The sequence below is a fragment of the Mesorhizobium sp. M0678 genome (assembly GCF_040320505.1).
In the GTDB taxonomy this organism is placed as follows: Bacteria; Pseudomonadota; Alphaproteobacteria; order Rhizobiales; family Rhizobiaceae; genus Mesorhizobium.
This window is the reverse complement of record NZ_JAMYPT010000001.1, coordinates 366,821-392,946: the sequence shown is the minus strand read 5'-3', so window position 1 is coordinate 392,946 and position 26,126 is coordinate 366,821. Positions and strand designations below refer to the sequence as shown.

At 62.4% G+C, this 26,126-nt stretch carries 30 protein-coding genes; 13 read left to right on the top strand and 17 right to left on the bottom strand.

The genetic code is table 11. From position 1 onward, the window contains the following. Positions 1-174: 174 nt before the first annotated feature. Positions 175-594 carry a DUF4864 domain-containing protein gene (locus NKI29_RS01840; protein WP_352568720.1) on the top strand — a complete coding sequence of 140 codons (420 nt, stop codon included), beginning with the start codon at positions 175-177 and terminating at the stop codon, positions 592-594. 9 nt (positions 595-603) lie between these two features. On the opposite strand, the gene NKI29_RS01835 is transcribed toward NKI29_RS01840, so the two are convergent. From NKI29_RS01835 to coaD, 8 genes are all read right to left on the bottom strand, one after another. After that, entirely contained in the window at positions 604-2,049 is a 1,446-nt protein-coding gene (locus tag NKI29_RS01835; protein ID WP_352568721.1) for a glycosyltransferase family protein, read from the bottom strand. Positions 2,050-2,198: 149 nt separating this feature from the next. Then, complete coding sequence (tgt, locus tag NKI29_RS01830) at positions 2,199-3,329, bottom strand: tRNA guanosine(34) transglycosylase Tgt (RefSeq protein WP_352568723.1); 1,131 nt, start codon at positions 3,327-3,329, stop codon at positions 2,199-2,201. 24 nt (positions 3,330-3,353) lie between these two features. Then, positions 3,354-3,623: a hypothetical protein gene (locus tag NKI29_RS01825; RefSeq protein WP_352568724.1), complete on the bottom strand. Its 270-nt coding sequence runs from the start codon at positions 3,621-3,623 to the stop codon at positions 3,354-3,356. After that, positions 3,613-4,698: a tRNA preQ1(34) S-adenosylmethionine ribosyltransferase-isomerase QueA gene (gene queA / locus NKI29_RS01820; protein WP_352568725.1), complete on the bottom strand. Its 1,086-nt coding sequence runs from the start codon at positions 4,696-4,698 to the stop codon at positions 3,613-3,615. Before queA ends, NKI29_RS01825 begins: the two co-directional genes overlap by 11 nt. 12 nt (positions 4,699-4,710) lie before the next feature. Then, on the bottom strand, positions 4,711-5,109 hold the full coding sequence (locus NKI29_RS01815; protein ID WP_352795418.1) for a hypothetical protein: 399 nt from the start codon (positions 5,107-5,109) through the stop codon (positions 4,711-4,713). Then, entirely contained in the window at positions 5,106-5,618 is a 513-nt protein-coding gene (locus NKI29_RS01810) for a peptidylprolyl isomerase (RefSeq protein WP_352568728.1), read from the bottom strand. Before NKI29_RS01810 ends, NKI29_RS01815 begins: the two co-directional genes overlap by 4 nt. Positions 5,619-5,647: 29 nt before the next feature. Next, a complete protein-coding gene (locus NKI29_RS01805; protein WP_352471695.1) occupies positions 5,648-6,238 on the bottom strand; it encodes a peptidylprolyl isomerase in 591 nt (196 codons plus the stop codon). 75 nt (positions 6,239-6,313) lie between these two features. Further along, a complete protein-coding gene (gene coaD / locus NKI29_RS01800; protein ID WP_023674874.1) occupies positions 6,314-6,814 on the bottom strand; it encodes a pantetheine-phosphate adenylyltransferase in 501 nt (166 codons plus the stop codon). A gap of 195 nt (positions 6,815-7,009) precedes the next feature. Between coaD and NKI29_RS01795 the strand changes: the two genes are divergently transcribed. Next, positions 7,010-7,162, top strand: a complete 153-nt coding sequence (locus tag NKI29_RS01795) for a hypothetical protein (RefSeq protein WP_352646477.1) — start codon at positions 7,010-7,012, stop codon at positions 7,160-7,162. 54 nt (positions 7,163-7,216) lie between these two features. On the opposite strand, the gene gyrA is transcribed toward NKI29_RS01795, so the two are convergent. Both gyrA and NKI29_RS01785 read right to left on the bottom strand, forming a co-directional pair. Further along, on the bottom strand, positions 7,217-10,027 hold the full coding sequence (gyrA, locus tag NKI29_RS01790; protein ID WP_023674872.1) for a DNA gyrase subunit A: 2,811 nt from the start codon (positions 10,025-10,027) through the stop codon (positions 7,217-7,219). A 148-nt stretch (positions 10,028-10,175) separates the two neighbouring features. Then, entirely contained in the window at positions 10,176-11,003 is an 828-nt protein-coding gene (locus NKI29_RS01785; protein ID WP_352593499.1) for a helix-turn-helix transcriptional regulator, read from the bottom strand. A gap of 86 nt (positions 11,004-11,089) precedes the next feature. On the opposite strand from NKI29_RS01785, the gene NKI29_RS01780 reads away from it, so the two are divergent. Continuing rightward, positions 11,090-11,620 (top strand): hypothetical protein, encoded by a 531-nt coding sequence (locus NKI29_RS01780; protein ID WP_352646474.1) that lies wholly within the window; start codon positions 11,090-11,092, stop codon positions 11,618-11,620. Between the two features lie 74 nt (positions 11,621-11,694). Next, a complete protein-coding gene (locus NKI29_RS01775) occupies positions 11,695-12,324 on the top strand; it encodes a MarC family protein (protein ID WP_023674869.1) in 630 nt (209 codons plus the stop codon). Between the two features lie 8 nt (positions 12,325-12,332). On the opposite strand, the gene NKI29_RS01770 is transcribed toward NKI29_RS01775, so the two are convergent. Continuing rightward, entirely contained in the window at positions 12,333-12,758 is a 426-nt protein-coding gene (locus NKI29_RS01770) for an OsmC family protein (protein ID WP_352646472.1), read from the bottom strand. A gap of 123 nt (positions 12,759-12,881) precedes the next feature. Next, positions 12,882-13,394, bottom strand: a complete 513-nt coding sequence (locus NKI29_RS01765; protein WP_023674867.1) for a single-stranded DNA-binding protein — start codon at positions 13,392-13,394, stop codon at positions 12,882-12,884. A gap of 208 nt (positions 13,395-13,602) precedes the next feature. Between NKI29_RS01765 and NKI29_RS01760 the strand changes: the two genes are divergently transcribed. The 9 genes from NKI29_RS01760 (at position 13,603) to NKI29_RS01720 (ending at position 21,267) form a co-directional block, all read left to right on the top strand. After that, positions 13,603-13,992, top strand: a complete 390-nt coding sequence (locus NKI29_RS01760; RefSeq protein WP_352646470.1) for a cupin domain-containing protein — start codon at positions 13,603-13,605, stop codon at positions 13,990-13,992. A gap of 82 nt (positions 13,993-14,074) precedes the next feature. Next, positions 14,075-14,389, top strand: coding sequence for an ArsR/SmtB family transcription factor (locus NKI29_RS01755; protein ID WP_352448759.1), 315 nt, complete (start codon positions 14,075-14,077; stop codon positions 14,387-14,389). A 26-nt stretch (positions 14,390-14,415) separates the two neighbouring features. Then, positions 14,416-14,910, top strand: a complete 495-nt coding sequence (locus NKI29_RS01750) for an SRPBCC family protein (protein WP_352646467.1) — start codon at positions 14,416-14,418, stop codon at positions 14,908-14,910. A 26-nt stretch (positions 14,911-14,936) separates the two neighbouring features. Beyond that, on the top strand, positions 14,937-15,542 hold the full coding sequence (locus NKI29_RS01745) for an ATP-dependent Clp protease proteolytic subunit (RefSeq protein ID WP_352502501.1): 606 nt from the start codon (positions 14,937-14,939) through the stop codon (positions 15,540-15,542). Continuing rightward, positions 15,539-15,937: a hypothetical protein gene (locus NKI29_RS01740; RefSeq protein ID WP_352593513.1), complete on the top strand. Its 399-nt coding sequence runs from the start codon at positions 15,539-15,541 to the stop codon at positions 15,935-15,937. Before NKI29_RS01745 ends, NKI29_RS01740 begins: the two co-directional genes overlap by 4 nt. A gap of 696 nt (positions 15,938-16,633) precedes the next feature. After that, positions 16,634-19,555 (top strand): excinuclease ABC subunit UvrA, encoded by a 2,922-nt coding sequence (uvrA, locus tag NKI29_RS01735; RefSeq protein ID WP_352646465.1) that lies wholly within the window; start codon positions 16,634-16,636, stop codon positions 19,553-19,555. After that, positions 19,555-19,965: a DUF302 domain-containing protein gene (locus NKI29_RS01730; protein WP_352568738.1), complete on the top strand. Its 411-nt coding sequence runs from the start codon at positions 19,555-19,557 to the stop codon at positions 19,963-19,965. Before uvrA ends, NKI29_RS01730 begins: the two co-directional genes overlap by 1 nt. Further along, positions 19,962-20,432 (top strand): GNAT family N-acetyltransferase, encoded by a 471-nt coding sequence (locus tag NKI29_RS01725; RefSeq protein WP_352568740.1) that lies wholly within the window; start codon positions 19,962-19,964, stop codon positions 20,430-20,432. The genes NKI29_RS01730 and NKI29_RS01725 overlap by 4 nt, the downstream gene beginning before the upstream one ends. A gap of 28 nt (positions 20,433-20,460) precedes the next feature. Further along, positions 20,461-21,267 (top strand): DUF72 domain-containing protein, encoded by an 807-nt coding sequence (locus tag NKI29_RS01720; RefSeq protein ID WP_352568741.1) that lies wholly within the window; start codon positions 20,461-20,463, stop codon positions 21,265-21,267. Positions 21,268-21,312: 45 nt separating this feature from the next. Here the strand turns inward: NKI29_RS01720 and NKI29_RS01715 are convergent, their stop codons facing one another. The 5 genes from NKI29_RS01715 to urtB all read right to left on the bottom strand — a co-directional run bounded on the left by NKI29_RS01715 (position 21,313) and on the right by urtB (position 26,091). Next, a complete protein-coding gene (locus NKI29_RS01715) occupies positions 21,313-21,513 on the bottom strand; it encodes a hypothetical protein (protein WP_023674857.1) in 201 nt (66 codons plus the stop codon). 212 nt (positions 21,514-21,725) lie between these two features. Beyond that, positions 21,726-22,421: an urea ABC transporter ATP-binding subunit UrtE gene (urtE, locus tag NKI29_RS01710; RefSeq protein WP_352568743.1), complete on the bottom strand. Its 696-nt coding sequence runs from the start codon at positions 22,419-22,421 to the stop codon at positions 21,726-21,728. A gap of 70 nt (positions 22,422-22,491) precedes the next feature. Continuing rightward, positions 22,492-23,238: an urea ABC transporter ATP-binding protein UrtD gene (urtD, locus tag NKI29_RS01705; protein WP_023674855.1), complete on the bottom strand. Its 747-nt coding sequence runs from the start codon at positions 23,236-23,238 to the stop codon at positions 22,492-22,494. 7 nt (positions 23,239-23,245) lie between these two features. Then, entirely contained in the window at positions 23,246-24,478 is a 1,233-nt protein-coding gene (urtC, locus tag NKI29_RS01700; RefSeq protein WP_352568744.1) for an urea ABC transporter permease subunit UrtC, read from the bottom strand. Then, positions 24,475-26,091, bottom strand: a complete 1,617-nt coding sequence (gene urtB, locus NKI29_RS01695) for an urea ABC transporter permease subunit UrtB (RefSeq protein ID WP_352568745.1) — start codon at positions 26,089-26,091, stop codon at positions 24,475-24,477. Before urtB ends, urtC begins: the two co-directional genes overlap by 4 nt. Positions 26,092-26,126 lie beyond the last annotated feature (35 nt).

Below are 26,126 nucleotides of genomic sequence, written 5' to 3'. Positions count from 1 at the left end.
CCTTTCAAGCATCGGCAATCGCTCAGGCTGTTCTCGCCTCGACAATGCTTTCTCGGCTCGGACACGGACTGCCACGCCGAATGTTTGCGCTCGGCTGAAACCCTGAAGCACTGCAAAGCGTATGGTATTATGTACCTTCAGGCAGCGATTTCTCAGGGACAACGGAGACAGGCCATGCGCCGCGCGTTTTTCGCATTCGCAGTCGTTCCATTCATTTTCGCATCCCAGGCCTTTGCTGGCGACGCCGAAGTCAAAGCGGCGCAGACGGTCATCGATGGGCAGTTGAGGGCCTTCATCGCCAATGACGGAATGACGGCCTACAGCTTTGCCGCACCGAATGTGAAACGCATCTTTCCGACCGTCGATACCTTCATGAACATGGTGACAAAAGGCTATCTGCCGGTGCGCCAACCGCAGACCTACTCCTTCGGCAAGGTTCGCGAGACGAGCCCGACCTCGATCATCCAGCAAGTGCTGATCGTCGGCCCGGATGGCAAGGACTACGAGGCGGTCTACACGCTCGAACTACAGCCTGACGGCAGCTTTCGGATCACCGGCTGCAGCCTGCGTGCGTCCACGTCGCTCAGCACCTAAAGGGGTGTTTCAATCCTGTCGCCGGTAGAGCGTCCAGCTCAGGCCTGAAAACCCCCAATGCCTCGACGCATCGGCCCGTTCATAGGCCAGAGCGCATGCGGCCGTCGGTTCGACATGTTCGGCTTGTTTGTCCACGTCCCCCTCGAGGACCAGCCAGGCGGGCCGTTCGGTGCACATCCCGTCGTCTGGAACCAGCAATGCCCGACGATCCATTCGCGCCGCAAAATAGTCGACGACAATGGGGGTGCGGAAATTGCCGTCGCTGGCATAGGTGGTTGCGCCGTTCCTGGTCATTTCATCGACGATAGCGGCGTAGGAGCCGCGTCCATATTGATAGAACTGAAGCAGCGACGAAATGCTTCCACTCACCACGATCGCCAGCGCTCCCATCGCAAGTAGCCTTGCAGTCCCGCGAGCATCCAGGCCGCGGCCAATCATCTCGCCGGCCCAGAGCAGCAGCAATGTTCCGCTGATGATGAAATAGCGTGGGAACTCGAGGTTGGGCAGATGCGCCGCCGCCATGAGCAAAGGCAGTCCGATAATCCCGATCGCATAAAGGCTGGCTCGGCGACCGCGCCAGACACCGGCGGAGAGGCCGACAAGACAGCAGGCGGCAACGATGTAGGGCCCGTCACCGAACCAGGGTGGCAGCCCGAACAGAGAGCGGATCATCCCGCCATAGCCCTGCGCGAAGGCGGCAATCGAGAACGGCGAAACACCACCGACACTGAAGCCGAACAGCCTGCCGCCGACAAACACGCCGACAGCCAGCGGCAGCACGGCAAGCAAGCCCGGCAGGAAGATCGACGCCAGGTCCGCAACGACACGGCCGACCTTCGCCGTACGCTGCCAGGCGAGCCAGGCGGTCCATATTGCGAGGACCGCCACCATTCCGATCATGGTGAGGTGGCACAGGAAGCCGAAAAGGATCGCCGCTGCCAAGGCCACGCCAGACCACCGTCTACTGTCGAGCCGGCGCTCCAGAAAAATGACCGAAAGCAGCGTGAACAGCACAAGGCCGGCATAGCCGCGCGCCTCCGAGCCGTAATGGATCATTGGGTAGCTCACGGCAAACAACAGGCTTGTGGCAATCATCGCCTGTCGTCCGCGCGATGCGGCGCTCGCTGCCGCCGCACCGATCGTGGCAACACCTAATGCTATCGACAGACCTCGCTGGATCAGCGGCGAAGCATCGGGGCCAATGAGATAGAGATAGACCGAGTTGAGGAAATGATTGTTGTCGTGATTGACGCGCCAGAATATCTGGTCGATCGAGGTCAGCGGCTCGATCAGCGCAAAGCTCCAGATCTCGTCCAGCCAAAGGTCGCCGCGCGCGCCAAGTAAGCGCAAGACCAGGCCGGTCACTGCGATCGCCAGAGCGGCAAGCAACGACCCCGCCGTCCATTGCTGGACAGCCACGGAAGGCGAAGGCTCGGCGATGCCGTTCGTCCGCACCGTCGTGCCAGGAACTGAAACTTGCCCCGAAACGAACAGGTTCTTGATCCTCGCCCGATGTCGTCCGGCAATGCTTATTAGGCAGTCGTTTCAAAACAGTTCATGGAAGGGGCAACTCCTCCCTGGAGCCGGATTCCTGGCGAGCATGCCTACCGGACGGCGAGGTCACCGTTTGCCCATTGCTGCGTGATGATCTCGGCTTGTTCGGCGAACCTGCCAGCCTCGATCGCTTCACGAATGTCGCGCATCAGCTGCTGGTAATAGGACAGATTGTTCCAGGTCAGGAGCATCGCCCCAAGCGCCTCTTGCGAGCGCACCAGATGGTGCAAATAGGCCCGCGAATAGTCGCGTGCGGCCGGGCAGTCGCTTTCCTCATCGAGCGGACGCGGATCGTCGGCATGGCGGGCGTTGCGCAGATTGACCTTGCCGCGCCGTGTGTATGCAAGGCCGTGGCGCCCTGCCCGCGTCGGCATCACGCAGTCGAACATGTCGATGCCGCGCGCCACCGACTTCAAAATGTCGTCCGGGGTGCCGACGCCCATCAGGTAGCGCGGCCGGTCAGCCGGCAGCTCCGGGCAAGTGATGTCGAGCATCTCCAGCATCACCGCTTGCGGCTCGCCGACAGCCAGCCCGCCGATCGCGTAGCCCTTCAGCTCCATTGCCTTCAGCGCCTGCGCCGAGCGCAGCCGCAGATCCGGCACGTCGCCGCCTTGCACAATGCCGAACATCGCCTTGCCGGGCTGCTCGCCGAATGCCGTCTTGCAACGCTCGGCCCAGCGCAACGACAACTCCATGGCACGCTCGATCTCGTTCTGCTTGGCCGGCAGCGCTGTGCATTCGTCGAGCTGCATCTGGATGTCGGAATCGAGCAGCCCCTGGATCTCTATCGAACGCTCCGGCGACATCTCGTAGGCGCCGCCGTCGATATGCGAACGGAAGGTAACGCCGTTCTCGGTCAGTTTCCGCAGCTTCGACAGCGACATCACCTGGAAGCCGCCGCTGTCGGTCAGGATTGGATGCGGCCAGCGGGCGAATTCATGCAGGCCGCCGAGCCGCGCCACGCGCTCGGCGCCGGGTCTCAGCATCAGGTGGTAGGTGTTGCCGAGGATAATGTCCGAGCAGACGCCGCGCACCTGATCCATATACATGGCCTTCACCGTGCCGCCGGTGCCGACCGGCATGAAGGCAGGCGTGCGGATTTCGCCGCGCGGCATGGTGATTACACCACGCCGCGCCCTGCCGTCGGTCGCCAGCACCTTGAAGGTGAATGCGTTAGTCATTGAATGCGTTAGTCATTGAATTCCCTAGCCATCGAACTCTTTGTCGAATACCGGCGCGTCCGGAGCCTGCTTATCGAGTGATTGCCGGTAGCGGATGCAGCCGCGCATGAATTTCGGCCACGGTGGCACGGCAATCGCCGGCTCGGTCTTTTCGGGCAAAAGCGACCAGAGGTCGGGATGATGCCAGCACAGATCATGGCCGGTGGCGTCGCGGTGTTGGCGGATTCCGGCGCGCAGTTTCCTGACCTCGGTGATCAAGGCTTCGCGGCCGAAGGTTTCCAGGTCATCGTCCATTACTATCCTCCCTGAACAGAAGACTTGCGTCTCCATAGGAATAAAACCTGTAGCGGTTCTCGATCGCATGCGCATAGGCCGCGCGCATCGTCTGCAAACCGCAGAAGGCCGAAACCAGCATGAACAGCGTCGAACGCGGCAGATGGAAATTGGTCATCAGCATGTCTGCGGTCTTGAAGCGATAGCCGGGCGTGATGAAGATGTCGGTCGGGCCTGACCATGCTGCCAGCCTGCCGTCCTCGCCAGCCGCGCTCTCCAACAAGCGCAGCGATGTCGTGCCGACGGCGATAATGCGCCCTCCTTTTGCTTTCGCCGCATTCAGCGCCTCGGCGGTTTCCGGGCTGACCGAACCGGTTTCGGCGTGCATCTTGTGGTCGGCGGTGTCGTCCGCCTTCACCGGCAGGAACGTACCGGCGCCGACATGCAGCGTGACGAAACGGCGCTCTATGCCCTTGGCGTCGAGCGTCGCAAACAGCTCCGGCGTGAAATGCAGCCCTGCCGTCGGCGCGGCCACGGCGCCCTCCTCCTTGGCATAAATGGTCTGGTAATCGCTGCGGTCGCGTTCGTCGTCGTCACGCTTGGAAGCGATGTAGGGCGGCAGCGGGATGTGGCCGACGGCATGCAGCGCCTCGTCGAGGAACGGACCTGACAGGTCGAAGCCGAGCAGCACCTCGCCACCTTCTCCCTTCTCGATCACTGTCGCGTCGAGCTGGCCGAGAAAGCAGGAATTGGCGTCATGACCGAAATGGATGCGATCGCCGGCGGCGATGCGCTTGCCCGGACGCATGAAGGCGAGCCACCGGTCGGGCGCCATCCGCATATGCAGCGTGGCTTCGACCTGCGCTGCTGCTTCGCCGCGCCGCCTGATGCCCTTCAATTGTGCCGGAATGACCTTGGTGTCGTTGAAGACCAGCACATCACCGGCCTTGAGCAGGGCCGGCAGGTCGCGCACCGTCCGGTCTTCGAGCCCCTCACCCGGCCTGACCACCAGCATCCTGGCACTGTCGCGCGGCTCGGCTGGGCGAAGCGCGATGCGCTCCTCCGGCAGATCGAAGTCGAAAAGATCGACGCGCAAGAAATCCCCGCCTCAAGGTTCCGGGCAGGTCACCGCCCAGGCGCCGACACTGTCTATGCTCAGCGTACCGCCCATTGCGAAGCTGGACTGCTCGCTGGCCTTGACCAGCCGCAATTTGGCGACGATCGAGCTGAGGCCCTCATCAGTGAGATCGATCAGCATGCGCTCGTCGTCTTCGAATGCCTGTCCAACCATGACTTTCGTTGAGCCTGCCTGTCCGTCCGTGGTCCATGTCTTGCCGCCGGCATCCAGCCACACACGAGCCACCGCAATGACGGCCGTGTGTCCCATCAAAACATCAATCGATGCCGCGCCGCCGTCGGCGCTGCAGACGATCGATTCCGTTGCCAGCGCCGGAGTGGCCGCCGCGACGAGCACAAATGCGATGGCCGCGACAGCCCGGCCGGTCATTTCACGTCGGCCGCGACCTTGAGCGACACGATCTTGTCAGGATCCTGCACCGGTTCGCCGCGCTTGATCTTGTCGACGTTGTCCATGCCTTCGATGACCTGGCCCCATACCGTGTACTGGCGGTTGAGGAAGGCGGCATCGTCGAAGCAGATGAAGAACTGCGAATTGGCCGAGTTCGGGTTCTGCGAGCGCGCCATCGAGCAGGTGCCGCGGCCGTGGTTGGTGTTGGAGAACTCGGCCTTCAGATCGGGTTTGTCGGAACCGCCAGTGCCGGCGCGCGATGGCGCGAAAGACGGCTTGTTGGAATTGCCGAACTTCACGTCGCCGGTCTGCGCCATGAAGCCGTCGATGACGCGGTGGAAGACCACGCCGTCATAGGCGCCTTCGCGCGCCAGCTCCTTGATACGGCCGACATGGCCGGGCGCCAGATCTGGAAACAATTCGATGACGACCTTGCCCTTGGTCGTGTCCATGATAAGCGCGTTCTCGCGGTCCTTGATTTCGGCCATGTCAGAAATATCCTTTTGAACAATTGGGGTTACTTGCCGTCCGCGGCGATGCGCACCTTGATCATGCGATCGGGGTCGGTCACCGTCCCGTTCTGCGCCTCGTCGCCTTTCTTGATGTGGTCCACCAGCTCCATGCCGCTGACGACATTGCCAACGATGGTGTACTGGCCATCGAGCGGCGGTGCCGGCGCGAACATGATGAAGAATTGCGAATTGGCGGAATTCGGATCGTCGGAGCGGGCCATGCCGACCACGCCGCGCTGGTAGTGCTCGGTGCTGGAGAATTCGGCCGGCAGGTCAGGAAGATCGGAGCCGCCGGTGCCGACAGCGTCGGCATTGAAGCCGCTCTTCATGTTGCCGAACTTGACGTCGCCGGTCTGCGCCATGAAGCCGTCGATGACGCGGTGAAAGGCGACGTTGTCGTAGGCGCCCTGGCGCACCAGCTTTTTGATCTGCGCGACGTGCTTCGGCGCAAGGTCGGGCCTCAGCGCGATGGTCACGTCGCCGTCCTTCAGCGTTACGATCATGGTGTTTTCCGGATCGGCGGCAAAGGCCGACACGGATGCGGTCACAAGACCGGCAAGCACGGCAAGCAAGAAGGCAAGCTTTTTCAGCTGCATGGGATCTTTCTCCGAATATCTTCGTTCATGCATGTCGTTACCCAAAGCCGGGTTCCACTTTTGGGTGACATGCATTTATTTCGCGAATTTGGCGGTGAGCGCGCCGGCCACGGCCGCCGGCACGAAGGGGCGGATGTCGCCTCCCATCGAAGCTATCTGGCGCACAAGTGTGGCGGTAATGGTGCGCACTGAAGGGCTGGCGGGCAGGAACACGGTCTGCAGCTCCGGCGCCATGGTCTCGTTCATGCCGGCCATCTGCATCTCATAGTCAAGATCGGTGCCGTCGCGCAGGCCGCGGATGATGATCGAGGCGCCATGCTTCCTGGCCGCATCGATCACCAACCCGTCGAAGGCGACTACTTTGATACGCGCACCGTCGCTGCCGAATTCCGCCTTCGCGGCCGTTTCGATCAGGCCAACCCGTTCCTCGAAGGAAAACAACGGCTTCTTGCCGGGATGGATGCCGATCGCCGCATAGATTGTATCCGCCACGGCCAGCGACGCCTTCAGCACGTCGAGATGGCCGTTGGTCAGCGGGTCGAAAGAGCCGGCATAAAGGGCGATGCGTTCGGTCATGGCAGGTGCTTCTAGCGAGCCTCTCCCCTAAAGGCAAATCCGATCGCCAGCCCGCCCCGTGAACCTTTTGGCCGACGTGAACGACAGATGAATGTGCCGCTCACAACAGCTTCACGCAGTGTTCACTAAGTTGCCGCTGCAGAAGATGAAACCAAACACCCATCTAATCGTTGTTAGGCGCAGGAGAACATGCACATGCTGATCTACATCCTCGCCACCGCAATGACCGTCGCCATGCTGATCGCTACCGTATTCGGGTTGCATCAGGAAGCACAGCGCGTCCCCGCCAAGGCCAATACCAAGCGGTTCGAAGGCTTCGGCAACCGCAAGCCTTATCGCCACTTCTAGATTGCGGGGTGTCTTCACACGCCGGCCCATAGGGCTGGCGCCGTCGTGGCAAACTCACTCGACGGTAGTATCAGGCTCCCCACCTTCGGCATCGGTGGAAGCGCCACCTTCAGCATCGACACTCTCTTCGATCTCCTCGTCGGCTTGCGGTTCTGAAATCCGCTCCACCGAAACGACCTTCTCGCCCTCTGCGGTATTGAAGATAGTAACGCCCTTGGTGGCGCGGCTGGCGAAACGAATGCCGTTGACCGGGACGCGAATGACGGTGCCGCCATCCGAAACCAGCATGATCTGATCGTCGTTGCCGACCGGGAAGGTCGCCACCAGGCGGCCGATTTCGGCCGTTTTCGAGACGTCGGTGGCGCGAATACCCTTGCCGCCACGGCCAGTCAGGCGGAAATCGTAGGACGATGAACGCTTGCCGTAGCCATATTCCGTCACCGTCAACACGAACTGCTCGTGCGCCTTGAGGAACTCATAGCGGTCGTCGGAAAGCTCCGCCTCTTCGCCGACCTCTTCATTGGTGAGCTGGATTTCTTCCTCCTCGCCGGCCGCAATGTCAGCAGCGAGCCGGCGTTCGGCCACCACCCGCTTGAGGTAGGCGGCACGTTCCGCCGGCGGCGCATCGACATGCTCGATCACCGCCATCGAGATCACCCGGTCGCCATCGGCCATCGCAATGCCGCGCACGCCGACCGAATTGCGGCTCTGGAAGACGCGTACGTCGCTGACCGGAAAGCGGATGCACTGGCCGGAACTTGCCGTCAAAAGCACGTCGTCATTGTCGGTGCAGGTCTCGACGCCGAGGATCTCGTCGCCTTCCTCGTCCAGCTTCATGGCGATCTTGCCGTTGCGGTTGACCTGGACGAAGTCCGACAGCTTGTTGCGACGTACGGTGCCGCGCGTGGTGGCAAACATGACGTCGAGCTCGCCCCAACTCGTCTCATCCTCCGGCAGCGGCATGATCGTGGTGATGCGCTCGCCCTGTTCGAGCGGCAGCATATTGATCAGCGCCTTGCCGCGCGATTGCGGGTTGCCGATCGGCAGGCGCCAGACCTTTTCCTTGTAGACGATGCCGCGCGAGGAGAAGAACAGCACCGGCGTGTGCGTGTTGGCGACGAACAGCCGGGTGACGAAATCCTCTTCCTTGGTCGACATGCCGGAGCGGCCCTTGCCGCCGCGGCGCTGCGCCCGGTAGAGCGACAGCGGCACGCGCTTGATGTAGCCGGAATGGCTGACCGTGACGACCATGTCCTCGCGCTGGATCAGGTCCTCGTCTTCCATGTCCGCCCCGCCCTCGGCGAGCTCGGTGCGGCGCGGCGTGCCGAACTCGTCGCGCACGGCGATGAGCTCGTCCTTGACGATCTGCTGGACGCGGGCGCGGGACGAGAGGATGTCCAGGTAGTCCTTGATCTCGTCGCCGATCGTGTTCAGCTCGTCGGCGATCTCGTCGCGGCCGAGCGCGGTCAGGCGCTGCAGGCGCAGTTCGAGGATGGCGCGCGCCTGCTCCTCGGAGAGATTGTAGGTACCGTCCTCGTTGATGCGATGGCGCGGGTCGTCGATCAGAAGAATCAGCGATTCCACGTCGCCCGAAGGCCAGCGCCGCTCCATCAACTGCTCGCGCGCCGTCTGCGGGTCCGGAGCGCTGCGGATCAGCTTGATGACTTCATCGATGTTGGCAACAGCGATGGCAAGGCCGACCAGCACATGGGCGCGGTCGCGCGCCTTGCGCAGCAGGAATTTTGTGCGCCGGCTGATCACCTCCTCACGGAAGGCGACGAACGCCTTCAGCATGTCGGTCAGAGTCAGCAATTCCGGCTTGCCGCCGTTCAGTGCCACCATGTTGGCGCCGAAGGATGTCTGCAGCGGGGTGAAGCGGTAAAGCTGGTTGAGAATGACATCGGCGACCGCGTCGCGCTTCAGTTCGATGACGACGCGGTAGCCCTGCCGGTCGCTCTCGTCGCGAATGTCGGAAATGCCCTCGATGCGCTTGTCGCGCACCAGCTCGGCCATCTTCTCGATCATCGACGCCTTGTTCACCTGATAGGGAACCTCGGTGATGACGATCGATTCCCGATCGTTGCCGCGCGCCTCGACGTTGACGCGGCCGCGCATGACGATGGAGCCGCGGCCGGTCGAATAGGCGCTGTAGATACCGGAACGGCCAAGCACGATGCCGCCGGTCGGGAAATCCGGTCCCGGAATGATCTCCATCAGCGCCGGAAGGTCGATCGCCGGATTATCGATGAGGGCAATGGCGCCGTTGCAGACCTCGCCCAGATTGTGCGGCGGGATGTTGGTGGCCATGCCGACGGCGATACCGCCGGAGCCGTTGACCAACAGGTTCGGGAAGCGCGCCGGCAGGACTTTCGGTTCGCTGCCGGACGCATCGTAAGTGTCCTGGAAATCGACTGTGTCCTTGTCGATGTCTTCCAGCAACTCATGCGCGACCTTGGTCAGCCGCGATTCCGTGTAGCGCATCGCCGCCGGCGGATCGCCGTCGATCGAGCCGAAATTGCCCTGCCCGTCGATCAGCGGCACGCGCAGCGACCAATCCTGCGCCATGCGCACCAAAGCGTCGTAGATCGAGGCGTCGCCATGCGGATGGTATTTACCCATCACGTCGGCGACCGGGCGTGCCGATTTCACATATTTGCGGTTCCAGTGATAGCCGCTCTCATAGGCGGCGTAGAGGATGCGGCGATGCACCGGCTTGAGGCCATCGCGCACGTCCGGCAGCGCGCGGCTGACGATCACGCTCATGGCGTAATCGAGATAGGAGCGCTGCATCTCCTCGATGATGGATATCGGCTCGATGCCGGTGGGGCCGCCGTCGGCGCCGCGCGGTGTCTTTTGGTCGGTCAAATCGGATCACAATCTAATCAGGAATCACTTGGTGCTTATATAGGAAGCCAGCCTGAAACTCCAACAATCGCGGCAGTTTTCCAGTGTGGTTTTTAGCGGCAAATTCAAAAGGATAAACCAATTGCGACGATATGGCCGTGGCACCCTTTCACGGGCGTCGCCGGCGGGCGCGATAAGTACCCGGCGCCTCGCCCATCAGCCGCCGGAAACGACGATTGAAGGTTGATAGATCGTTGAATCCCGCCGAAAAGGCAATCGCCGAAATCGTCTGATCCGACGTCCGGAGCCGCACGGCTGCCCTGTGCAGCCGCGCTCTCAGCAGGAATTGGTAGGGCGTCATACCGGCGACGTGCCGGAAGGTGCGCAGGAAATGGTAAGGGCTGGTGGCGGTCTCGTCGGCGAGTTCGGCAAGCGAGATCGGCCGGTCGGCATCGACTTCGATGCGCCGCACCGCTTCGGCAACACGCTTCTGGTCACGGCGGCTCGGCGTCCGTCCCCGATCCGTGGCGCTGCAAGCCGCTGTCACCGCGGCACCGGCAATGCGCAGGGCGAGTTCCTCGAACGCGCCGGTGTCGGCCATCTCGCGCGCCGCCTCCGCTTCGGCAAGCAGCGGCACCAGCGCCGGCAAGGGCGGCAGGCGCGGCGTGCCGAAATCGAGCGTCTTCGTGCCCGGCACGTCGGCGACGATCCGCTCCATATAGGCCGGTCCGAAATGGAAGGAGAGGCAGCGGTCGCCGGCGCCATGCTCGTGACCGCATTCATAGCATGTGCCGGGATTGCCGAGCAGGAGCGCGCCCGGCGCCAGCATCGCCGTGCCCTCGCGCGCACGATAGCGGAAGGTGCCGTTGGTTACGGCGGCAACGCAGAAATCCCGATGCTCCTCCTCGAATGGCCTGTCGGCGGCGCTGGCGGTGCAGATGACATCCGACACCTGCCAGCCTCGGCCCGACGCCAGCCTGTGCGCGCTCGTCGTCATCGCCGAAACATAGCAACTTTTCCCAAGCGCAGAACCCCTGTGAGCCTCTATGCTTGCCGGTCTCCTGACAAGATGAGAGCGAAGCCATGTCCAATTCCTTTGCCAAGGCCCTGCACAGCGGTGGGCCCGTACCGGCCCTTGCCGAGAAACTGAATCTTTATGGCCGCTTCATCGGCGCCTGGACGTTCGACGCCACGCGCCATCTCGAGGACGGTCAGGTGCTGACCGGGCGCGGCGAAGTGCATTTCGGCTGGGTGCTCGAAGGCCGCGCGATCCAGGACGTATGGATCCTGCCTGCCCGTGACGCCGGCCCCTCGCCCTCGCTCGGCAAATGGACCTTCTATGGCACGACGTTGCGCGTCTACGATCCCGGCGTTGACGCCTGGCACATCTTCTGGAGCGATCCGCGCAATCAGTACTACAGCCGCCAGCTCGGCCGTGCCGAGGGCGACACCATCATCCAGCAAGGCGCAGACGGCACCGGATCTGCTGTGCGCTGGAGCTTTTCGCGCATCACCGAAAATTCGTTCCGCTGGCTGGGCGAACGCTCACAGGACGACGGCGCCACCTGGCGTCTCGAAGTCGAGTTTCTGGCGCGCCGGGCCGTCAGCCCCTGATCCGCACGGTTTCCACTGGCTCCGCTTTGCTCTACCAATCCCGTTATCCGGCTTTGCCGGCGGGGAGGGTCAGCATGCCGAGCTTCGACAGCCTGTTCAACGCCTTCGTCACCATACTGGTGACGATCGATCCGCCCGGCCTGGCGCCGCTCTTCCTCGCCGTGACCCGCGGCATGAACCGCGAGGAGCGCAACCAAGTCTCCGTGCGCGCCTCGGTCATCGCCTTCCTGGTAATGGCGTTGTTCGCAATCGCCGGCGCGTCGATCCTGTCAGTCTTCGGCATCACTCTGCCGGCCTTCCGCGTCGCCGGCGGCTTTCTGCTGTTCTTCATCGCCTTCGAAATGGTGTTCGAGCGCCGGCAGGACCGCAAGGAGAAGATCGGCGACGTCGCCATCACCAGGGACATGATCCACAACATCGCCGCCTTTCCGCTGGCGATCCCGCTTATTGCCGGTCCCGGCGCGATTTCGGCGACCGTCCTGCTCTCAAGCTCGTTTCAGGGTTTGGGGGCGCAGACAGCCCTTGTCGGCATCATCGCCATCTGCCTCGTCATCACCTACCTGGTGTTCGTGCTGTCAGAGCGCATCGACCGTATCCTCGGCCAAACCGGCCGTTCGATCCTGACAAGGCTGCTCGGCGTCATCCTGGCGGCGCTCGCCGTACAGTTCGTCGCCGACGGCATCAAGGCGCTGATGGCGACGTAGGGACAACCCTACTTCGCTGTCGTTTCAATGACTTCGAAGTCGTGGGTAATCTCGGCAGTCTTGGCCATCATTGCCGAGGCCGAGCAGTATTTGTCGATCGAAAGCCCGATCGCCCGCTTCACCTTGTCGTGTGATAGCGCCCGGCCCTTGACGACAAAATGCATGTGAATGCGGGTGAACACCCTGGGATCGGCTTCTGCACGGTCGGCATCGAGTTCGACCACGCAATCTTCGACCGCCTCGCGCCCCTTTTCGAGGATATGGACCACGTCATAGGCCGAGCAGCCGCCAGTGCCGATCAGCACCAGTTCCATTGGGCTCGGCCCCGGCGTCTTGCCCTCCGGCCCGAACGCAGTGCCTAGCACCAGCTTGTGCCCACTGGCGGACTCGCCAACGAAAGTGCGCTCCTCGACCCATTTGACCCTTGCCTTCACCTGATACGTCCTTTCACCGCTCAAACGCACAACGTCCCGAAAATCCAAGACAGATTTTCGGGACGCCATTTCGTGGCCAAGGTGCCGGCGCTTTTCGTCGCAAGGGCAGTCCGCCCCGAGAAATCAGAACGGGATTTCGTCGTCCAGCTCGCGCGACGAACCACCGCCGCCGCCCTTGTTGGCGCCACCGCGATTGAAACTTTCGCCCGGGCCGGACTGGCCGAAATCGGAACCGCGGCTCGCACCACCACCGGCATAGTTGCCGACCTGGCCGCCGCCCTCGCCCCGCGCATCGAGCATCTGCAGCTCGCCGCGGAATTTCTGCAACACGACTTCGGTCGTATAGCGGTCATTGCCGGTCTGGTCCTGCCATTTGCGCGTCTGCAGCTGGCCCTCGACATAGACCTTCATGCCCTTCTTCAGATACTGCTCGGCCACCTTGGCGATCTGGTCGTTGAAGATCACGACATTGTGCCACTCGGTCTTTTCCTTGCGCTCTCCGGATGTCTTGTCGCGCCAGCTTTCCGACGTCGCGATGCGGATGTTGACGACCGGGTCACCCGAATTCAAGCGGCGGATTTCAGGGTCCGCCCCGAGGTTGCCCACCAGAATGACCTTGTTGACGCTACCCGCCATGATACTTCTCCGCGCTCATCCGAAACCGAATTTTTGTCGCCGCACCTTACAGGCTATGGACAATCCCTGCCTGTCGTCGCTGCCTTTTCCCACAAGGTTTTTGTTCTCTTTTCGTTCTATAGGAGAGGCCCTGCACTGTCAATAGTTGTCAGTAAGAAGTAGTGTCTTGGCGTCGAATTTCCACAGACCATGGGATCGAGGCGAACGCATGAAGATGGTTGCGCACGACGATCAGCCGCAAGAAGAATGGCGGACGGGAGTAAAGACCCGCATGCATGTCTCGGCCTGCAACGGCGCAACTCAACTTTGCATATTCGAACAATGGGTCGAACCCGCGGTTGGCGCCCCGACACATTGGCACCCGGTCGAGGAAGTGCTTACCGTCATCGCTGGCAGGGCCGAGATGTGGATCGACGAAGAGCATCTCGTCTTGACTGCCGGACAGTCGCTTGTTGTTGCCGCGCACAGGCAACATGGCTTCCGAAACGTCGGCTCCGAATTGCTTCATATTCATGCTGTGCTCGCGTCACCAGTTTTCGAGGCGACGTTCAACGGATCCCCCGACATGGTGAGACGCTGGCCTCCAGCGAGTTTGTAAAACCTCGCCTGTCTTAAAAAACACCGCCTGTCTTAAAAAACACGGCTTGCCAAACCGATAAGTATTGACTTATGCTTTCGGCATGATCGAAGCAGACATTTTTCGGGCACTAGCGGATCCAACGCGTCGCGCCGTCTATGAGCGGCTCGCCGACGGCGAGATGACGGTGTCGGAACTGCGCACTGGCATACCGGTATCGCAGCCGGCGGTATCGCAACATCTCGCAGTGCTGCGCGGCGCCGGCCTCGTGGTCGAGCGCCGGGCCGGTCGCAATGCCTATTACCGCGTCGATCCGAAGGGGCTTGCGCCACTGCTCGGCTGGATCGAACGCTACCGTGCGTTCTGGCCAGAGCGCATCGAAAGACTCAAGACGGTTTTGAAGGACATGGACCAATGACCAGCCGAGGCACAGAACGCGCCGAAATGGCCGCAGACAAGATCGAGTTCGAGTGCGAGCTGCCCGAACCGCCGGAAAAGGTGTGGCGGGCGCTGACGGTGCCGGACCTGCTCGCGGCCTGGATGATGCCGAACGACATCAAGCCCGAAATCGGCAACCGCTTTGCCTTTAAAGCGCCGAATGCGCCGATCGAGTGCGAAATCCTCGACGCGGATCCCGGACGGCTGCTGCGCTATTCCTGGCGGGAGCGGCCGGCGCCCGGCGATACGCAGGTGCCGCCCGGCAGCCCCCTGGACAGCGCAATGAACGACAGCCCAGTGGACAGCATCGTCACCTTTACGCTCGACCGCACCGTTTCCGGCGGCACGCATCTGCGCATCGTCCATGATGGTTTTGCTCGGGCAGCAGTGCCGGAGATCGCGATGGCAGGCGCCGGTTGCCGGCTTTCGTTTGAAGCGCGCACTCCCAGACACAAGCAGATCGCCGCAAACACGCCGCGCCTCTTCCTGCGCGCGGCCTGAACGACAACAGTCAACGGAGAGAACCGATGAGCGGCCTTGCCAATCTGGTGCCAATGGTGATCGAGCAGTCGAGCCGCGGCGAACGCGCCTTCGACATTTTTTCGCGGCTGCTGCGCGAGCGCATCGTCTTCATCAACGGGGCGATCGACGACGGCACCTCGGCGCTGGTCTGCGCCCAGCTTCTGTCGTTGGAATCCGACAATCCCGACAAGGAGGTCTCGCTCTACATCAACTCGCCGGGTGGCGTGGTGACCAGCGGTTTCGCGATCTACGATACGATGCAGTATATCAGCTGCCCGGTCTCCACGGTTTGTATGGGCTTCGCCGCCTCGATGGCCTCGTTCCTTTTGATGGCCGGCACACCGGGGCGGCGGATCGCGCTACCCAACACCAGCATCGTGCTGCATCAGCCTCTCGGCGGTTTCCAGGGCCAAGCCTCCGATATCCAGCGCCATGCCGAGGGCATCCTTCGCACCAAGCGGCGCATGACCGATCTTTACGCCCGCCATTGCGGCCGCACCTACGAAGAAGTGGAACGCACGCTCGACCGCGACTTTTTCATGACCGCGCAGGAGGCCAAGGATTGGGGCCTCGTCGACCATGTTTTCGACACTCGCAAGCAGGCCGCATGAACGAGCCGGGCCGGCGGACGGAACTGACGCGATTGAGCGCCCGCAATTTCAGCGACATCGGTCTGGTCTTGCCGCTATCGCGGCACTATAGTCCGGCGATGACCGCCAGCCGCTCGTCCAGCCTGTTATGCCTTGCTATCGCTACCGTAGCCGGCACGAACATGCTGGTGGGTATGGCACTTGCCCAAGATAATTCGATGTCTTCGCAAAAGGGCGCCCTGCCCGGTGTGACCAGCGATTATCGCATCGCCGAGCCAGCGCCGCGGCCTGAGCCTGACGATATGGCTCCAGGCAGCGGCAACGGCACCTTCAAGATTGGCGATACCGACGTTCGGATTTCCGGTAGCATCACCATCGATGTCGCTACCGGCGGGATCAGGCCCTCCAGCCGCTAAGCTCGCCTGGTGTGAACCACAAATATTGCGCTTCAAACGAACAGCCCCGCCATTGCGTTTGCAACTGACGGGGCTTCTTGGATCTGAAATCCAAATTGCCGGGAGTGTACTGCCGGCATTTTATTTCGGATGCTTCGCGGCATTCAGCCGACGATCCGACTAGCAGTCTCTGATTTTATGGGGATCAGCAGGTCCGTTTGGCGGGCAGCGAAAACGCCTGACCCTGGCCACTTATACCTGCCGCGGCTCCAGCGACACGTGGAGCCTCAACGAACAATCCGGTGGAGTCATGCCTCTGCTCTCCTTCTGTTGGTTGCGACTGTCGTCGTCGAAGCGCTCATCGCATAACCCGCGGCGTCTCGCAGGCTAGCCCCAGGCCGCGAGGCCATCGAAAGACGGCCGGCTTCGTTGACGTCTGGAGTCTGCCCCCACGGTGCAGGGACGTCAACCTTGAATAGCCGATTACCGAAAAATGTGATCGCGAGACGTTTTGGGAAGCCGGCCCCACGGGCAGCTTTTGTCAGGAGCGTGTTCGGCCTTTGTTCTTTCCGCTTGCCCGTTCGCGCGAAAGGCGGTTAAACGCTTTGGTCGAGAGTTGTGGCGTCTCTCGAAAAGGCGGCGAAATTGCCTACATAGGGGGTGGTCGGGAAAACCCGCCCATCCCACGAATTCCAGATTCTGAGGCGGCGACCGGCGATGGCCGACCATAAATATCTCTCCATTCGCGGGGCACGCGAACACAATCTGAAGAATGTCGATCTCGACCTGCCGCGTGACAGCCTGATCGTCATGACCGGCCTGTCGGGGTCGGGCAAGTCGTCGCTTGCCTTCGACACCATCTACGCCGAGGGCCAGCGCCGCTATGTCGAGAGCCTTTCGGCCTATGCACGGCAATTCCTCGAAATGATGCAGAAGCCGGACGTCGACCAGATCGACGGCCTGTCGCCAGCCATCTCCATCGAGCAGAAGACCACCTCGAAGAACCCACGTTCGACGGTCGGCACCGTCACCGAGATCTACGATTATATGCGGCTTTTGTTCGCCCGCGTCGGTGTACCCTATTCGCCGGCCACCGGCCTGCCGATCGAGAGCCAGACGGTCTCGCAGATGGTCGACCGGGTGCTTGCAGTCGTGGAAGGCACCCGGCTGTTCATCCTGGCGCCGATGGTGCGCGGCCGCAAAGGCGAGTACCGCAAGGAGCTGCTGGAGCTGCAGAAGAAGGGTTTTCAGCGCGTCAAGGTCGATGGCGTCTTCTATGAGATCGCCGACGTGCCGGCGCTGGACAAGAAGTACAAGCACGACATCGACGTCGTCGTCGACCGCATCGTCGTGCGCGGCGATCTGGCGACGCGGCTCGCCGATTCCATCGAGACCGCGCTGAAGCTGGCCGACGGGCTGGCGGTGGCGGAATTTGCCGACAAGCCGCTCGACGCCAGCCAGACCGGCGAGGATTCGGTCAACAAATCGAAGAACGAGACGCATGAACGCATGCTGTTCTCGGAAAAGTTCGCCTGCCCGGTATCCGGCTTCACCATTCCCGAGATCGAGCCCAGGCTATTCTCCTTCAACAATCCGTTCGGCGCCTGCCCGACCTGCGACGGGCTCGGCAGCCAACGCGCCATTGATGCCAGCCTGGTCGTGCCCGACGAGAATGTCTCGCTGCGGGCCGGCGCCGTCAGCCCTTGGGCGAAGTCGAGTTCGCCCTACTATGCGCAGACGCTGGAAGCGCTGGGCGTTGCCTATGGCTTCAAGCTCGGCGACAAGTTCAAGGATTTGAGCGAGGAGGCAAAGCAAGCCGTCCTGCACGGCACCGGCGAGCGCGAAATCACCTTCCATTACGATGACGGCCTGCGCTCCTACAAGACGACGAAAACCTTCGAGGGCGTCATCCCCAACCTCGAGCGCCGCTGGAAGGAAACGGAATCCGCCTGGATGCGCGAGGAGATCGAGCGCTTCATGTCGGCCACGCCCTGCCCGGCCTGCCGCGGCTATCGGCTGAAGCCCGAGGCGCTCGCGGTCAAAATCGCCGGCAAGCACATTGGCGAGGTCACCGAGCTGTCGATCCGCAAGGCCGACCAGTGGTTCACCGACCTGCCTGCATCGCTCAACGACAAGCAGAATGAGATCGCGGTGCGCGTGCTCAAGGAAATCCGCGAGCGGCTGCGCTTCCTCAACGATGTCGGTCTCGACTATCTGACGCTGTCGCGCAACTCCGGCACGTTGTCGGGCGGCGAGAGCCAGCGCATCCGGCTGGCTTCGCAGATCGGCTCCGGCCTGACCGGCGTGCTCTATGTGCTCGACGAGCCGTCGATCGGCCTGCACCAGCGCGACAATGCCCGCCTGCTCGACACGCTGAAGCATCTGCGCGACATCGGCAACACGGTCATCGTCGTCGAGCATGACGAGGACGCCATCCTGCATGCCGACTACGTCGTCGATATCGGCCCGGCGGCCGGCATCCATGGCGGCCACATCATCGCGCAGGGCACGCCGCAGCAGATCATGGCGACCCCCGCCTCGATCACCGGCAAGTATCTGTCGGGCGAGCTCGAAGTGGCGACGCCGGCGGTTCGGCGCGAGGCCAAGAAGAACCGCCGGCTGAAGGTCGTCGGCGCGCGCGGCAACAACCTGAAGAACGTCACCGCCGAAATCCCGCTCGGCACCTTTACCGCCGTCACCGGCGTATCCGGCGGCGGCAAGTCGACCTTCCTGATCGAGACCCTGTTCAAGGCGGCGTCGCGCCGCATCATGGGCTCGCGCGAGCATCCGGCCGAGCATGACCGAATCGAGGGGCTGGAATTCCTCGACAAGGTCATCGATATCGACCAGTCGCCGATCGGGCGCACCCCGCGCTCCAACCCTGCCACCTATACCGGCGCCTTCACGCCGATCCGCGACTGGTTCGCCGGCCTGCCGGAGGCCAAGGCGCGCGGCTACCAGCCGGGCCGCTTCTCGTTCAACGTCAAGGGCGGCCGCTGCGAGGCCTGCCAGGGCGACGGCGTCATCAAAATCGAGATGCACTTCCTGCCCGACGTCTACGTCACCTGCGACGTCTGCCACGGCAAGCGCTACAACCGCGAGACGCTCGACGTCCTGTTCAAGGGCAAATCAATCGCCGACGTTCTCGACATGACGGTCGAGGAAGGCGTCGATTTCTTCGCCGCCGTGCCCGGTGTGCGCGACAAGCTGGAGACGCTGAAACGGGTCGGCCTCGGCTACATCCATGTTGGCCAGCAGGCAACGACTTTGTCGGGCGGCGAGGCGCAGCGCATCAAGCTTGCCAAGGAACTGTCGCGCAAGGCGACCGGCAAGACGCTCTACATTCTCGATGAGCCAACCACCGGCCTGCATTTCCACGACGTCGCCAAGCTGCTTGAAGTGCTGCACGAGCTGGTCGACCAGGGCAACACGGTCGTTGTCATCGAGCACAATCTAGAGGTGATCAAGACCGCTGACTGGGTGCTCGATCTTGGCCCCGAAGGTGGTGACGGCGGCGGCGAGCTGGTAGCGTCCGGCACGCCTGAGGACATCGTTCGCGAAAAACGCAGCTATACCGGGCAGTTCCTGAGGGAATTGCTGGAGCGGCGCCCCGGAGGCAAGCGCGAAGCGGCGGAGTGATGGCAAAGAACGGTCTCATCACGGTCCAAAGCCGCTTCGGCGTGGCCGAGACGATCGATCGCCTGGTCGGGACTGTGGAAGGTGCAGGATTGCTAGTCTTCGCCCGCATTGACCACGCCGCCGGTGCGCGCAGTGTCGAAGCTTCTCTGCGTCCGACCCAGCTTCTGATTTTTGGCAACCCGAAAGGCGGCACGCCGCTGATGCAGGACCGGCAGCTTGCCGGCATCGATCTGCCGGTCAAGGCACTGGCTTGGGAGGACGAGCAAGGCAAGGTCTGGCTCTCCTACAATGACGCGCACTGGCTCGCTGAGCGCCACGGCTTGGGCGACGCCAGTCGCAATGCCGTCGCCGCGATAGCGGCCGGCATGGACAAGGTGATTGCGGCCGCTGCCGGCGCGGGCCAGTTTTGATCATGAGAGCCGCTCGGGCCGATGATCTCCCCACGGTGATCTCGCTCACCACCGACGCCTACGCGCCCTACACTGCCCTGTTCGGAGCGCCGCCGATCCCCGTCACCGAGGACTATGCGCCGCGCATAGAACGCGGCGAGGTCTGGCTTTCGGAGCAGGACGGACAGCCGGCCGGCTTGATCGTTCTGGAACGACATGCGGACCATACAATGATCTTCAGCGTCGCCGTTGCGCCCGCCTTTCAGGGCAAGGGTTTCGGCATCGGGCTGCTCGATTGGGCCGAGCAACAGACGCGCTTGTGGAGCTTGCCTGAAATCCGACTCTACACCAATGCCAGAATGGAACGGAACGTTTCGTTGTATAAGGCCTACGGCTTTCGCGAAACGGGTCGCCGGCCCAATCCATATCGGCCAGGATGGACGATCGTCGACATGGCGAAAGCCGTCGAGACGACCGCCATCGCGTGATCCTTTTCTGCAAACCGGGAGGACGACCATGACTCAATCAGGAACAATCCGCGCCGGCATGGGCGGCTGGACCTTCGAGCCGTGGGACACGTCCTTCTACCCGGACAAATTGTCGAAGGCCAAGCAACTGCATTATGCCAGCCGGCAGGTGCCCACTATCGAGGTCAACGGCACCTATTATTCGAGCTTCAAGGAGCCGACCTTCGTCAAATGGGCCAACGAGGCGCCGGATGGTTTCGTCTATTCGCTGAAGGGCAACCGCTTCGTCACCAACCGCCGCGTGCTCGGCGAGGCCGGGGAATCGATCATGCGCTTCCTCGGGTCGGGCGTCGCGACACTTGGCGACAAGCTCGGGCCGATCCTGTGGCAGTTCGCGCCGACCAAGAAATTCGACCCGGACGATTTCGAGGCCTTCCTCAAGCTGTTGCCGGAAAAGCAGGACGGCGTTGCGCTGCGCCACGCGGTCGAGGTGCGCAACGACAGCTTCGTCGTGCCGGAGTTCGCCGCCTTGGCGCGAAAGCACAAGGCCGCCATCGTTTATGCCGACCACGCCAAATATCCGGGGATTGCCGACGTTACCGGCGATTTCATCTATGCGCGGCTGCAGACCGGCAGCGACGACAATTCCGATTGCTACACGCCAAAGGCGCTCGACGAATGGGCGGCGCGCGCAAAAACCTGGGCGGAAGGCAAGGTGCCGGCCGACCTGTCGCGCGCCGATCCTTCAACCGACGCGCCGGTCAAGCCACGCGATGTGTTCGTCTACTTCATCACAGAGGGCAAGGTCCGCGCTCCATTCGGCGCCATCGCGCTGATGAAGCGGGTCGCAGGCTGACGCCCCGCTGTCGGTGGTCCGCCTGGCCGGGTCCTCAATTACCGGCTATGCGGCGCGCTCGTCCGGACGCCGATCAACCCTGACGATCTCGTTGAAAGCATCGAGATCGACATAGAAGACCTTGGTGATCTCCGCGATGAGTTCGTCGTGGTCATACCCCTGCGATTTCAGAATGTTGATGGCTGTCAGGATATCGACGCGCTCCGTGAGCCGTCGTTTCTGGTAGTCCTCGACATAGCGCTCCATCGACTGGCCCTGGCTCCCAAGCACCCGAAATGTTGGACGACAACAGATCGCTGGAAGGGCTTGCGCGCAAGCGTGCCGACGCGGGCCGCGCCTTCCCCTGATCTGCCAAGTTGAAACTGGTACGGAAAGCGGCCGACTCACCAAGGCCAAGCAAAATCTAGCACGCAATCTGCAGCGCGCCAGAGTTGCAAAATAATGGAATCAATAAGAATTCAGACAGTCAGGAATTTGCGGACGTCCGCCCGGTCGAGATCCTCGGCGGGGCCGGTATGGACGATCTGACCGCGGTCCATGATGTTGACCTCGTCGGCCAATTCCCGGCAGAAGTCGAGATATTGTTCGACCAGAAGCACGGCGATACCGGCCTGGTCGCGCAGATAGCGGATGGCGCGGCCGATGTCCTTGATGATCGACGGCTGGATGCCTTCGGTCGGCTCGTCGAGCACCAGCAGCTTCGGCCGCATCACCAGTGCCCTGCCGATGGCAAGCTGCTGCTGCTGGCCGCCGGAAAGATCGCCGCCGCGGCGCGCGAGCATCTGCTTCAGCACCGGAAACAATTCGAAGACGTGACCGGGAATGTTGCGATCGGCGCGCTTCAACGGCGCAAAACCCGATTCGAGGTTTTCCCGCACCGTAAGCAGCGGAAATATCTCCCTGCCCTGCGGCACGAATGCGATGCCCGACCGGGCGCGATCATACGCCGCGCTCCGGTCGAGCGCCTTCCCCTCGAAGGCAACGCTTCCGCTCGTCAGCCGGTGATGGCCGACGATCGATCTCATCAAACTGGTCTTGCCGACGCCGTTGCGGCCGAGCACGCAGGTGATCTTGCTGGCGCCGGCCTTCAGCGAGACGCCGCGCAGCGCCTGGGCAGCCCCGTAGTGCAGCGTGGCATTGGAGACTTCGAGCATGGTCAGCGCTTTCTCCAACGCGTGAAGAACGAAAGGTCGAAATGATGGAACGGAACGCGCCAGACCATGTTCATCTCCCCAGATAGACTTCGACGACGCGCTCGTCGGCCGAAACGAAGTCGAGACTGCCCTCGGAAAGCACCGAGCCTTCGTGCAGGCAGGTGACCTTGACGCCGAGCTCGCGCACGAAATGCATGTCGTGCTCGACGACGATGACAGAATGGTCGCGCGCGATGTCCCTGAGCAGCCGCGCGGTTTCCTCGGTCTCGGCGTCGGTCATGCCGGCAACCGGTTCGTCGACCAGCAGCAGCTTCGGATCCTGCGCCAGAAGCATGCCGATCTCGAGCCATTGCTTTTGGCCGTGGCTCAGATTGGCGGCGAGTTCGTCACGCTTGTCGCCAAGCCGAATGATGCCGAGGATGTCGTCGATCTGCCGCACGTCCGCGGCCGAGCGACGATGGAACAGTGCCGGGAAGATCGAGCGCGGGCCTTTCAGCGCCAGCATCAGATTGTCCTCGATCGTGTGGCTTTCGAAGACCGTTGGCTTCTGGAATTTACGGCCGATGCCCATCATGGCGATTTCGGCCTCGTCGTGTTTGGTTAGGTCGACCTCACCGTTGAAGAAAACTTCACCCGCGTCGGGCCGCGTCTTGCCGGTGACGATGTCCATCATCGTCGTCTTTCCGGCGCCGTTGGGGCCGATGATCGCCCGCATCTCGCCCTTGTCGAGCACCAGCGAAAGGTTGTTGATAGCGCGAAACCCGTCGAAGGAAACCGACACGCCGTCGAGATAGAGGATGGTGTTGCTCTTCGACATCAGGCCATCACTCCGCCGGCTGCGGTTCGGCGCCGGAGGCCGACCAGTCGCCCGGCCTTCTCGCCGCCGAGCGGTCGGTTTTCGGCGGCACCGGCGCATCGGGATCGATGCCGACTTCCTCGGCAACCGAGGCCGCCCGCAGCGCCTTGGCGTTGCCGCGCCAGGAATCCCACATGCCGATGATGCCCTTGGGCAGGAACAGCGTGACGGCGACAAACAGTCCGCCCAGCGCAAACAGCCAGAATTCCGGCAGCACGCCGGTGAACCAGGATTTACCGGCATTGACCAGAAGCGCGCCGATGATCGGCCCGACGATGGTGCCGCGCCCGCCGACGGCCGCCCACACCACCACCTCGATCGAATTGGACGGCTCGAATTCGCCAGGGTTGATGATGCCGACCTGCGGCACGTAAAGCGCACCGGCGATGCCGGCCATCACCGCCGACACGGTGAAGGCGAACAGTTTGACGTTCTCCGCCCGCCAGCCGAGAAAGCGCGTGCGGCTCTCGGCATCGCGCACCGCCATTAAAAGCTTGCCGTACTTGGAACCGACGATTGCCCAGGTGACGAAGACGGCAAACGCCAGCATGACGGCGCTGGCCGCGAACAGCGCCGACCGCGTCATGTCGGCCTGCACGTTGAACCCTAGAATGTCCTTGAAATCAGTTAGGCCGTTGTTGCCGCCGAAACCCATGTCGTTGCGGAAAAACGCAAGCAGCAGCGCATAGGTCATCGCCTGGGTGATGATCGACAGGTAGACGCCGGTGACGCGGCTGCGGAAGGCAAACCAGCCGAAGACGAAGGCGAGCAGGCCGGGCACCGCAAGCACCATGATCGCGGCAAACCAGAAATGGTCGAAACCATACCAGAACCATGGCAATTCCTTGTAGTTAAGGAACACCATGAAATCCGGCAGCAGCGGATTGCCGTAGACGCCGCGCGAGCCGATCTGGCGCATCAGATACATGCCCATCGAATAGCCGCCGAGTGCGAAGAAGGCGCCGTGGCCGAGCGAGAGGATGCCGCAATAGCCCCAGACGAGATCGAGCGCCAAGGCGAGCAGTGCGTAGCAGAGGTATTTGCCGGTGAGCGCGACGATATAGGACGGCACGTAAAACGCACTTGTCGGCGAGACCGCAAGATTGAGCAGCGGCACGACGATTGCAACCGCCAGCAGGATGAAGATGGTGATGGCGACGCGGCGGTCGGCGCCGGCGGCAAAGAAGCGTCCCGTGATCATGCTTCCACCGACCTGCCCTTTAGCGCGAACAGACCGCGCGGGCGTTTCTGGATGAACAGGATGATCAGCACCAGGACGACGATCTTGCCGAGCACTGCTCCGGCATAAGGTTCGAGGAACTTGTTGACGATGCCGAGCGAGAAAGCGCCGACCAGCGTGCCCCAGAGATTGCCGACACCGCCGAAAACGACGACCATGAAACTGTCGATGATGTAGCCGCGGCCGAGATTGGGCGAGACGTTGTCGATCTGGCTGAGCGCGACACCAGCGATGCCGGCAATGCCGGAGCCGAGTGCAAACGTTAGCGCATCGACCCAAGGCGTCCTGATGCCCATCGAGGCGGCCATGCGGCGATTGGCGGTGACGGCACGCATCTGCAGCCCCCAGGGCGTGCGTTTCATCACGTAGAGCAGCACAGCGAACACGCCGAGCGCGAATACGAGGATCCAGAGCCGGTTCCAGGTCACGGCAAGCTGGCCGATATTGAACGAGCCGGACATCCAGGACGGGTTGCCGACCTCCTGGTTGGTCGGCCCGAAGATGGTGCGTACGGCCTGCTGCAGGATCAGCGACACACCCCATGTCGCCAGCAGCGTCTCCAGCGGCCGTCCATAGAGGAAGCGGATCAGCCCGCGCTCGATGACAAGGCCGACGAGCGCCGCCACCAGGAAGGCCAGCGGCAGGGCGATGACCAGCGACCAGTCGAACAGACCGGGAAAGGAATTACGGATAACCTCCTGCACGACGAAGGTCGTGTAGGCGCCGAGCATGACCATCTCGCCATGCGCCATGTTGATGACGCCCATGACGCCGAAAGTGATGGCAAGGCCAATCGCCGCCAGCAGCAGCACCGATCCAAGCGATATGCCGTACCAGATATTCTGGCCGGCATCCCACAGCGCCAGCGTCGAATTGATGTTGGCGATCGCAGCCGTCGCCGCGTCTTTCACCGCACCTTCGGAACTGGCCTCGACCGACGTGAGCAGCGACACCGCATCGCGGTCGCTGCGCGCACCGATGAGCGCGATTGCCGCCAGTTTGTCGGCCTCCGGCCTGTCGGAAACGAGAACCGACGCGGCGCGGGCCTGTTCTAGCAGCGCCTTGACGCTTGCCACGCTCTCATTGGCGATGGCGGTGTCGAGCGGCTCGATGTTTGCCGCGTCGGGCGTTTTGAACATGGTGTCGGCGGCGGCAATGCGCACGGCCGGATCCTTTGAGCCAAGCGTCAGCGTGCCCAATGCATCGCGAATGACGCGGCGCAGCGTGTTGTTGACCTTGATCTTGCTGATGTCGGCCTTGGCAGCTTCGCCCGATCTTTCGCCGGTAAGCGCATCGAGCAGCTCGATGCCGTCGCCGCTCTCCTTGCCGACAAAGACCAGTGAATCGGCCTTGCGCACGTAAAGGCTGCCCTCCGCAAGCGCGGCAAGCGGCCGTTCTACGGCCGGATCGCCGGAAGCCGCAAGCTCCCGCACCACGGCTTCTATCGCCGGAAAATTGGCGGCGGTGGCGAATTTGGCGATGACCACGCGCAGATCTGCTTCGCTGGCGTTCGACGGCAGCAGCGTCCCCTGGAGAAGGAGCAGCATCAGGCCAATCGCGCGGATCAGGATCATTGGTTTCTGGTGGCTCTTGAAGATTGAATGTCGCC